The organism is Rhizobium pantanalense (assembly GCF_030182525.1).
Classification (GTDB): Bacteria; Pseudomonadota; Alphaproteobacteria; order Rhizobiales; family Rhizobiaceae; genus Rhizobium.
In genome coordinates this window covers 353,251-362,208 of the sequence record NZ_JAQJCH010000005.1, presented here as the reverse complement: position 1 = coordinate 362,208, position 8,958 = coordinate 353,251, and the positions used below count along the sequence as shown (strand labels likewise).

Annotated in this window: 10 protein-coding genes and 1 tRNA gene; 4 read left to right on the top strand and 7 right to left on the bottom strand. The window is 57.6% G+C overall.

Going from position 1 to position 8,958, the window contains the following annotated elements; all coding sequences use genetic code 11:
* Positions 1-261: 261 nt before the first annotated feature.
* Together PH558_RS15890 and PH558_RS15885 are read right to left on the bottom strand one after the other, a co-directional pair.
* On the bottom strand, positions 262-2,271 hold the full coding sequence (locus PH558_RS15890; RefSeq protein WP_285205360.1) for an acetyl-CoA carboxylase biotin carboxylase subunit: 2,010 nt from the start codon (positions 2,269-2,271) through the stop codon (positions 262-264).
* A gap of 81 nt (positions 2,272-2,352) precedes the next feature.
* Positions 2,353-3,288: a DMT family transporter gene (locus tag PH558_RS15885; protein ID WP_285205359.1), complete on the bottom strand. Its 936-nt coding sequence runs from the start codon at positions 3,286-3,288 to the stop codon at positions 2,353-2,355.
* A 167-nt stretch (positions 3,289-3,455) separates the two neighbouring features.
* Here PH558_RS15885 and PH558_RS15880 point away from each other — a divergent pair, with 167 nt between their 5' ends.
* Positions 3,456-3,929: a helix-turn-helix domain-containing protein gene (locus PH558_RS15880; protein ID WP_350223812.1), complete on the top strand. Its 474-nt coding sequence runs from the start codon at positions 3,456-3,458 to the stop codon at positions 3,927-3,929.
* Between the two features lie 144 nt (positions 3,930-4,073).
* Here PH558_RS15880 and PH558_RS15875 read toward each other — a convergent pair whose 3' ends face one another.
* The 3 genes from PH558_RS15875 to PH558_RS15865 form a co-directional block, all read right to left on the bottom strand.
* A complete protein-coding gene (locus PH558_RS15875; protein ID WP_095434960.1) occupies positions 4,074-4,268 on the bottom strand; it encodes a hypothetical protein in 195 nt (64 codons plus the stop codon).
* Positions 4,269-4,344: 76 nt separating this feature from the next.
* Positions 4,345-4,560, bottom strand: coding sequence for a hypothetical protein (locus PH558_RS15870; protein ID WP_285205356.1), 216 nt, complete (start codon positions 4,558-4,560; stop codon positions 4,345-4,347).
* 290 nt (positions 4,561-4,850) lie between these two features.
* Positions 4,851-4,935: transfer RNA gene (locus tag PH558_RS15865), tRNA-Leu, on the bottom strand.
* Positions 4,936-5,174: 239 nt separating this feature from the next.
* Between PH558_RS15865 and lipB the strand changes: the two genes are divergently transcribed.
* Positions 5,175-5,891 (top strand): lipoyl(octanoyl) transferase LipB, encoded by a 717-nt coding sequence (gene lipB, locus PH558_RS15860; RefSeq protein ID WP_285205355.1) that lies wholly within the window; start codon positions 5,175-5,177, stop codon positions 5,889-5,891.
* A 110-nt stretch (positions 5,892-6,001) separates the two neighbouring features.
* Here the strand turns inward: lipB and PH558_RS15855 are convergent, their stop codons facing one another.
* Positions 6,002-6,163 carry a hypothetical protein gene (locus PH558_RS15855; protein WP_162751483.1) on the bottom strand — a complete coding sequence of 54 codons (162 nt, stop codon included), beginning with the start codon at positions 6,161-6,163 and terminating at the stop codon, positions 6,002-6,004.
* Between the two features lie 579 nt (positions 6,164-6,742).
* Between PH558_RS15855 and PH558_RS15850 the strand changes: the two genes are divergently transcribed.
* Complete coding sequence (locus PH558_RS15850; RefSeq protein WP_095434957.1) at positions 6,743-7,060, top strand: hypothetical protein; 318 nt, start codon at positions 6,743-6,745, stop codon at positions 7,058-7,060.
* 585 nt (positions 7,061-7,645) lie between these two features.
* The gene (locus PH558_RS15845) at positions 7,646-8,182 is read left to right on the top strand and encodes a hypothetical protein (RefSeq protein WP_095434955.1); all 537 of its coding nucleotides are present in this window, start codon (positions 7,646-7,648) and stop codon (positions 8,180-8,182) included.
* Positions 8,183-8,241: 59 nt separating this feature from the next.
* On the opposite strand, the gene PH558_RS15840 is transcribed toward PH558_RS15845, so the two are convergent.
* Positions 8,242-8,736 (bottom strand): peptide deformylase, encoded by a 495-nt coding sequence (locus PH558_RS15840; RefSeq protein WP_113409122.1) that lies wholly within the window; start codon positions 8,734-8,736, stop codon positions 8,242-8,244.
* Between the last annotated feature and the right edge of the window lie 222 nt (positions 8,737-8,958).

Genomic DNA, 8,958 nt, shown 5'->3' with positions numbered 1-8,958 from the left:
CTCGATCAGCACTTCGCCGGCTCTTGGCCCCTCCAGCTGAACCGTCATCACCTCAAGCGGCTTGCCTGCCGCAACCGCGACCGCTGCTCTTACGTCCATGATCTCGTCCCTTCCTGCTATGATTTGGTCCGCGCGACATTGGCATGGGCGCACGGGGCGGCTCAAGCCAAAATCAGACACTTAGCGTCGCAATTATCATGTTTTGGCCGAGCAATCGCCACACAGCTTTTTCCATATGGACGCGATGGCGAAGCTTCTCGGTCAGGCGAATTCCATGATCACGGCGTCGACGGCGAGGCTTTCGCCCGGCTTGGCGTTGATCTTGCCGATGACCAGATCGCGTTCGGCGCGCAGGACATTTTCCATCTTCATCGCTTCGACAATGGCCAGTGTTTCGCCTGCCTTGACCTCCTGTCCCTCAGCAACAGCAATCGCCACGACCAGGCCCGGCATGGGGCAGAGCAGCAGCTTCGAGGTATCCGGCGGCAATTTGACCGGCATCAGCTTGTCGAGTTCAGCCTGACGCGGCGTGAACACCCTGGTCCGGACGGAAATACCCTGCCAATCGATGCGCAGACCATTGAGCACGGTGCGGATCTGGGCTGTCAGCTTGCGGCCGCCGACCGTGCCAGCCCATACCGGATCGCCGGGACGCCAGTCGGTTGCGACAGTTACGGTTTGGGCGCCGATCTGCATGTCCATCTCGAAGGGAATGATCACCACGCCTTCAAGCAATGTCACAGGCAGATAGGCGGCACCAAGCTTGACGACCCAGCTCTCCCGCAGTGGCGCGGCGGCTGGACGCAGCCGGTCGGCACAGCGTTCGCGGCGGTTGGATTCGATCAGGCTGCAGGAAAGGGCGATTGCCGACAGCAAAGCGGTTTGCTCCTCGTCCGGCGTCACCGGCGCGAAGCCATCGGGATATTCTTCGGCAATGAAGCCCGTGGAGAGGCGGCCTTCGCGCCAGCGCGGATGCTTCATCAGAGCCGAGAGGAACGGCATATTGTGCTCGATGCCATCGACGACAAAACCATCCAAAGCTTCGCCCATCGCTTCGATTGCCTCCAGCCTCGTCGGAGCCCAGGTGCAGAGCTTGGCGATCATCGGATCGTAATACATAGAGATTTCCGCGCCCTCGAAGACGCCGGTGTCGTTGCGCACGACCGATGTCTCCGTCTTGCCTTCGCGCGGCGGACGATAGCGCGTCAGACGGCCGATCGAGGGCAGGAAGTTGCGATAGGGATCCTCCGCATACAAGCGGCTTTCGATCGCCCAACCGTTGAGCTTGATATCCGCCTGCTTGAACGGCAGTTTTTCGCCCGCTGCAACGCGGATCATCTGCTCGACGAGATCGACGCCGGTCACCAGCTCTGTTACCGGATGCTCGACCTGCAGGCGGGTATTCATTTCGAGGAAATAGAAGTTTTTGTCGCGATCGACGATGAATTCGACCGTGCCGGCGCTTTGATAATCGACGGCCTTGGCGAGCGCCACGGATTGCTCGCCCATGGCCTTGCGCGTTGCTTCATCAAGGAACGGCGAGGGAGCTTCTTCGACGACCTTCTGGTTCCGGCGCTGGATTGAGCATTCGCGCTCGCCGAGATAGACGACATTTCCGTGAGCGTCGGCCAACACCTGGATCTCGATGTGCCTGGGATCGACGACGAATTTCTCGATGAAGACGCGGTCGTCGCCGAAAGAGCTTTTCGCCTCCGAACGGGCGCGCTCGAAACCATCGCGCACCTCATCCTTGCTCCAGGCGATGCGCATACCTTTGCCGCCGCCGCCGGCGGATGCCTTGATCATGACGGGATAGCCGATCTCGGCAGCGATCCTTTCGGCATGATCGGCATCATCGATGATGCCGAGATAGCCCGGAACCGTGGAGACCTTGGCGGCATTGGCGAATTTTTTCGATTCGATCTTGTCGCCCATGGCTTCGATCGCCTTTGGCTTCGGGCCGATGAAAACGATACCTTCCTTCTCCAGCGCCGCACAGAAGGAGGCGCGCTCGGACAGGAAGCCATAACCCGGATGAACTGCCTCGGCTCCGGTCTCCTTGCAGGCAGCGATGATCTTGTCAGCGACGAGATAGCTTTCGGCTGCGGGAGCTGGGCCGATATGCACGGATTCATCGGCCATTTCGACATGCAATGCGTCCCGATCCGCATCCGAGTAGACGGCGACCGTGAGGATGCCCATTCGTCGCGCGGTCTTGATGACGCGGCAGGCGATCTCGCCGCGATTGGCGATCAGGATTTTCTTGAACATGCAATCTCCGCCCAAATACTCTATTCAGTCAGTGTTTTATCCATAAATTGCGTGCCCGGTCCATGCGCAAGATGTCTGCGCTCACGCGGTTTTTTCCAATCTCGATTGAACGCGTTCCCGCCAGATGATGAAGAGGCCGGAGCCGACGATGATTGATATGCCGATCCATTTGGAAAGATTGGGGAAATCGCCGAAGATCGCGTAGCCGAGGACGGTGGCGGAAATGATCTCGAAATATTGGAATGGAGCGAGCAGGGACAAGGGCGCCAGCCGGAAGGCTCTGACGACGAGCATATGCGCGTAGCCCGATATCGAACCGAGAATCAGCAGAAGCGCCAGTCCCAGCATCGAGCCGGGCAGGGACGGCTCAAAATCCACAATACCGGCAGAGGAGCCGGCAAACAGAGCTACGGCCATGAACATAGTGCCGCCAAGACCCGCCATGATCTGCATCGTCAGCGGCGAGTCCGCCTCGCCGACGGCGCGGTTCATGAAAAGATACAGCGCATAGAGAAATGCACAGGCGACCGGCAGCAGCGCCTTCAATCCGAATATCGCAAAACTCGGCTGAATGACGATCATCGCGCAGCTGAAGCCGATAACGATCGCCAGCCATCGCCGCCAGCCGACTTTATCGCCAAGAAACAAGGCGGAAAGCGCCGTCAGCATGAACGGTTCGACGAAATAGATGGCGAAGACATCGGCAAGCGGCATGTATTTGACCGCTGCGAAGAAGAGCAGACTGGCAGCGCCGTGCAGCGCGCCCCGCAGCAGGTTCATCCAGGGGCGCTTTGCCGAAAAGGCCGACCGTCCGGCCCCCGTCGCCAGCAGCGGCAGCATGCAGACAAGCTGGAAGAAGAAGCGATAGAAGGTCACCTGGCCCGGCGACATGCCTTCGAAGCTCGCCATGTATTTGGCGATCGCATCCATCGTCGGCAACAGGATCATGGCGCTTGCCATGATCGTCATGCCTCTAAGCGGATTTTGCTGTGTGGAAACGGCGGAAGAAACGGACATGCACGAACATCAAACACAGGAAAAGCATGCAATCAAGGCGCGATCAGGCGTGAGCTGCAAGTCTGGCGGACAGCCAGCGGAAAGTGTCAGACTTTTCCAATTGGGACAGATCGCCATGGCGAGATGACGCCCTTAGACCTATCTGGAGCTTTGGAAACAGCTAAAACATGAATGCGCGGCACAAAATTGCCGGCGCAACCAGGAAAGGGATCGCACCGATGTTCAAACCAGAACAAGAGACGACCGTTTTTTCGGATGAAGGCGGAGATACGCTTGGAGGGCGCTTGTCCATGGCGCGCGATGCCGCGGGAATTAGTCTCGAAACGCTGGCCGGACAGCTTGGCGTCAGCGAGGAGACCATGCTCGCGTGGGAATCCGATCGCGCCGAACCCAATCCCTCCGCGCTGGCGAAGATGTCGGCTCTTTTCGATGTTTCTCAGGCATGGTTGATGACCGGATCGGGTGATGGACCCGGAGAGGACAGCGATGAGCGCGCCCTGGAAGCCGTCAGGAACGAGCTTTCGCGGCTGCGGACGGCCTATCAGGAGATCGGTCGGCTGATCGAGACGACGACAAACCAGCTCGAACGCCTCGACCATCAGATCAGGCTACGCAATCTCAGCAAGGATGTGGCGCATTGAGCGTGGCGCCCTTTAACGTTCATGGCGTTGCGCTTAACTTCTCTTGAGCGGTTCAGCTTTTAATGGAATCCCCGAACCGCTCTATCTCTTTGTTTTCTTGCAATTCCGGACGGAAAACCGCTACGCACTTTTCCTGGAATTGCCCTAGCTGAGACGGGCAATGGTATCGTCGAGATTATCGATTGCGAGCTGTTCGCGGGCGATCATGCCGTCAAGATCGATATCCTGGCCAGCCCCTTTTGTATCTGCGTCCTGCATCTTCATCGCCAGCAGTTCATTGCGATGGGCGATCTTTTCGCCTCTGATTTTGATAAGCTTCAAGCGAAAATCATCATTCATCTCCAATCCCTCCGTTGGAATGAGTTATCCGCTGTTTCGAGCTGTCATTCGTTTTCCCGGCTCGTATCCCTCAATCTCACTCGTGTCCGCGGCCACGATAGGTGGTTGGAACGCCGGCTTTCTCATGGCATTGCGCCAGGGTTTCCAGCCATTCCGCCAATCCTTCCGGGACTTTGGCATTTCCAGCTTCCAGCGCCTCTACCCATGACAGGTCGCATTGCAGAGCGCTCGCCAGATTGATGGGCGTCCAGCGTATATGCAAAAGGCATTCTGAAAAGCGTTCCGGCGTCATCCATCTTCCCCACATGTCTGAAGAAGTTCACGGTGCCAGAGAGGGGCGCGAAGTCAAGTGACCATGGAAATACGACGCTGTTCCGGCCCATCAGGGTAGGTGAACTACCTCTTGGCATAATTTCGTGAGCAACTTGTTTGGGTAACGGGGCAGCATCGCATATTCCCGACGCTTTGATCGGTTCACATGTCGTCAGCGGGCGGACGTGGCATGTCAGATAATGTCATGCTGAAACAAGTGTTGGCTAGGTATTGTTTCAAAAACAAAAAACCCGGCCAAAGCCGGGTTTTTGGTGCGGTCGAGAAGACTCGAACTTCCACGGGTTGCCCCACAGCGACCTCAACGCTGCGCGTCTACCAATTCCGCCACGACCGCATCGTGGTAGGCCAGATTGCTCCGGCGCGGCTGCATGTAGCAAAAGCATTCGGGGGGCACAAGAGCGATATGTCAGTTTTTTTAAATTCCTTCACAGCTCGCCCGATCGAGCTGGTCCGGATGCGGCGGAAACGCCTTACCTGTTTGAATTCCCGCCCGAATAGCGCCATATGTGGACAACCCGTCGGCACGCAGGTTTTCCACATATGCGGCCGGCGCGGCGCGCAAAGGACTGCCATATGCTTCGCACCGAACTTTCTTATCAAATGTTTCCCGTTCAAGGCACTCCGCCCGTCCGCTGGCGGATCAGCGACGGCCTCGTGCCATATGAAGAGGCCGTGGGCACGATGGAGGCGGAAGTGGCCGCGATTGCCGAGGGGCGGGCGCCTGAACTCGTATGGCTGGTCGAGCATCCGCCACTCTATACCGCGGGCACCAGCGCCAATGCTGCCGATCTGATCGAGCCGGATCGATTCCCGGTCTTTGCGACCGGACGCGGCGGCGAATATACCTATCACGGGCCAGGTCAGCGCGTGGCCTATGTCATGCTGGACCTGAAGTGTCGGCAGCAGGATATCCGCGCCTTCGTCGGCGCGCTCGAGGAGGTCATCATTCGCACGCTTGATTCGATGAATGTGCGCGGCGAGAGACACGAAGATCGGGTTGGCGTCTGGGTCAGGCGTCCGGAAAAGCCCACTCTGGCTGACGGCACCGTGGCGGAGGACAAAATTGCAGCCCTCGGCATCCGCGTGCGCAAATGGGTGACGTTTCATGGCCTTTCGCTGAACGTCGACCCCGATCTCGGGCACTTCACCGGCATCATTCCTTGCGGAATCTCGGCTTATGGCGTCACCAGCCTCGTCGATCTCGGCTTGCCGGTCATGATGGCGGATGTCGATATCCGCCTCCGTGAGGCGTTCGAACAAGTCTTCGGCGAAACGATCAATGACGCGTGAAGCCAATCGGTGATCGCCGGAAGGCGATCCAGGACGCTGCGCGGAATTCTGGCGCTAAGCAGGACAGGTCAAACGACCTGTCCGATCTACCGCGAAAAAGCCGCCATCGCTCACAAGGGAAGCTGTTCGGCATCCTCTGCCACGGGCACTTCCAATTCATCCAAAGCGCGCCGTGTCGATTTTTCCAAAAGATCTATTTTGTCTTCTGCCTTGAGAAGATCATGCAGTTTCTGATCGCTCAATATATTGTCGTGATTATCATGCGAGGTCATGCGGGTAACTCCTTGACCTCTGCAGGCGAGAGCGCGTCATCTCTCTCAGCCGATGGCGCCTACGGGTTCGGTAGCCAACGGTGAGGAGAGCTTACCCCCATTTGGGAGCCGTTGCGAATCATTTGGTGCGAAGGTCCGTTTTCACCGCATACCCCGTCGACAGGAAAGTGCCCTGAAAGAAAAATGCCCTGGAAGGGAGAGCATCCAGGGCACAGAGAGGGGAACTGCCCTAATGAAAATAGGGCGATGCGTCTGCACTTCAAGGTCCCAGTTTCAGGATAGGTTGTATCTGTCCCGCAATCGCTCCATTCCTCGCGAAACCGTGATCGCCTTCAGTCTTTGATAGGGTCCTAACGACTTTTTCCCTCCGAGCGGTGGTGATATCGTCGGTCAGGAGTCGGATGCAAGCCACAAGGGTTTTCCCAACCCATTGTGCCGAGACGCTGCACCGGCGTCGTTCCGTTCATCTCATGGCTGGAAATTGCGGATGGGAAAGGTTTCGCAACACACGGAGAAACGGAAGAAACATTCCGAAATTAGAGTTCATTCCCAAACAAAACTGCAGAATGGAGTAAGGACATGAGAGCCGTTTTTGGCGTGACCCGTTATTGGAAGACAGGCTTAAAGGCGTTGCTCCTCCTTACCGTGTCCGTCCTGCCGGTCATGGCGCAGACCGCCGGCAGCAACCAGAATGCTCAGAATTCGGCTTCGAGCTTCAGCTATCGACGCGCGGATCTTGGCAGCGGCTATTCCACCTCGAGCATTCTGAAGATGCCGAACAATTCGTCCTATTTCGTAACGTGCAATTGCGACGACCGGACATTGCAGGACATGACGTGCCCGACCCAATCTTACGCATGCACCTGCGTTCCGCACGCTTATCTGATGTGCCAATAGGAAAGGTGAACGCGCGATATGGCCAAATCGTCTTCAAGGCTATTGCTTGCCATCTTCAGTGTGCTTTGCCTTCCATTCATGGCGTCGGCTCAGCAGGACAACTCGCCGCCGCAAAGCGCCGCTTCGACCTATTCCTTCAGCGTCGGTCTCGTCCGGCCGATATCGGCACCGGCTTTTCGATCTACAGCGCGACATCTGCAACGGCAGATCAACAGTTTCACGTCCAATGCAATTGCCAGGATTTCAGTCTCGCGACCGCAACCTGCCCGGCTCCCCGTTATGAGTGCTATTGCAGCCCAAGCGCATCGCTGACCTGCGAATAGCAGAATCATGCCTGCCAATGTGCCAGATCGAGGCTGCGGTCTCTTTCTACCTCCGGCTGAGCTCAGCGCGCCGGCGAACCGCCATCAAGGATTGTCAATTCCGCCAAACCACTCTTTTTGATGGCTATTTTTGTACAGTTTGCGTTCATGTTCGTCCGCATATGGTGTCTTCCGTCGCCCCCAGATCGCGCGTCGATTGACAATCGATATGGACGATACGATTAATAGTTTCGACATTCGTCATAGAGCGGAGGATATGCCAATGACAAGTCGTGCCATCCTGTTGATGTCTCTTGCGTCTCTCACAGTTGTAGGCTCGATGGGCCTCGCTTCTTCAGCTTCTGCGCTAACCATGAAAGAGTGCAGCGCCAAATACCAGGCGGCCAAGACCGCTGGTACCTTGAACGGCCAGAAGTGGAATGACTTCCGCGCAACGCAGTGCAGTGCGGACGCCAGCGCCACTACGACCACCGCTCCCGCAACCACCGCACCAGCGGCTACGACGCCTGCCAAGCCGGCGAAGACCACCGCGGCAGCCAAGGTCGATGCCAGCGAGCCCGACGCGACGAAGCCGCCGGCAGCCGAACCGGCAAAGCCGACGACGGCTGCTCCGGCTGGCGTAACCTTCCCGGCAAAAGTTGATCCCAAATATGCTACCGAGACGCCCGGCAAGGGCCGCTTCCACACCTGCGTCGACGCATATAACGCCGCCAAGGCCAGCAATTCGCTCGGCGGCCTGAAGTGGATCCAGAAGGGCGGCGGCTATTACAGCCTCTGCAATTCCAAGCTCAAGGGCTGATTGCGAAGCCAAGCGATTACCGAGCGGGCGCCTTTGGGCGCCCGTTTCCTTTCATGACATCAAGCTCGCATCTTTTCCCATTTTTTGACAAGCCGGTCGCGCTTGAGCTTGGAAAGCCGCTGCAGCCAGAAAATGCCGTCCAGCTGGTCGATCTCGTGTTGGATGCAGATGGCCAGAAAGTCGTGCGCCTCTGCTTCATGGTACTCGCCGGCGATATCCCGATAGCGAAAGCGGATCGATTTCGGCCTGACGATCTCTTCCGTCACTCCGGGCATGGAAACGCTGCCTTCCGTATGCCGCATGGTTTCCGGCGACGTCCATAGGATTTCCGGATTGATATAGGTACGCACGCCATCCTCGCGGCTGAGTTCGATCACGACGACGCGCTTAAGGACGCCGATATGCGGGCCGGCGATGCCAACGCCGGGCGCAGCCCGCATCGTATCCAGCAGGTCGTTGACGAGCGCTCGCAGATCGTCGTCGAAGGCGGTGACAGCAGCGCAGGCGGTTCGTAATAGCGGATCAGGAAAGCGGATGATGGGGCGGGCGGACACGGCACTCTTGTGGGACGGAGGACATGGGTAGGTGGCTGCTAGGATAAGGGGAAGATGATGGCAATGCTACCGCCTCGATGGCAGCGCTTTCCCTATGAGCTTTTTCCATCATCCACTTGTTTTTATATCGATTTCAAGCGAACCCTATTAGGGGCGTCGAGCGAGCTCAACGCCTTCGAGCCGAATGACCTCTGCCATTGTTGAAGATACAATCGCCGTATT

Bases quoted from the DNA above. Each gene is read 5' to 3' on its own strand.
- PH558_RS15855 (WP_162751483.1), bottom strand. From the start codon at position 6,163: ATGACCTCGCATGATAATCACGACAATATATTGAGCGATCAGAAACTG.
- PH558_RS15845 (WP_095434955.1), top strand. From the start codon at position 7,646: ATGACAAGTCGTGCCATCCTGTTGATGTCTCTTGCGTCTCTCACAGTT.
- PH558_RS15880 (WP_350223812.1), top strand. From the start codon at position 3,456: ATGAATGCGCGGCACAAAATTGCCGGCGCAACCAGGAAAGGGATCGCA.
- PH558_RS15890 (WP_285205360.1), bottom strand. From the start codon at position 2,271: ATGTTCAAGAAAATCCTGATCGCCAATCGCGGCGAGATCGCCTGCCGC.
- PH558_RS15850 (WP_095434957.1), top strand. From the start codon at position 6,743: ATGAGAGCCGTTTTTGGCGTGACCCGTTATTGGAAGACAGGCTTAAAG.
- PH558_RS15885 (WP_285205359.1), bottom strand. From the start codon at position 3,288: ATGTCCGTTTCTTCCGCCGTTTCCACACAGCAAAATCCGCTTAGAGGC.
- PH558_RS15875 (WP_095434960.1), bottom strand. From the start codon at position 4,268: ATGAATGATGATTTTCGCTTGAAGCTTATCAAAATCAGAGGCGAAAAG.
- PH558_RS15870 (WP_285205356.1), bottom strand. From the start codon at position 4,560: ATGACGCCGGAACGCTTTTCAGAATGCCTTTTGCATATACGCTGGACG.
- lipB (WP_285205355.1), top strand. From the start codon at position 5,175: ATGCTTCGCACCGAACTTTCTTATCAAATGTTTCCCGTTCAAGGCACT.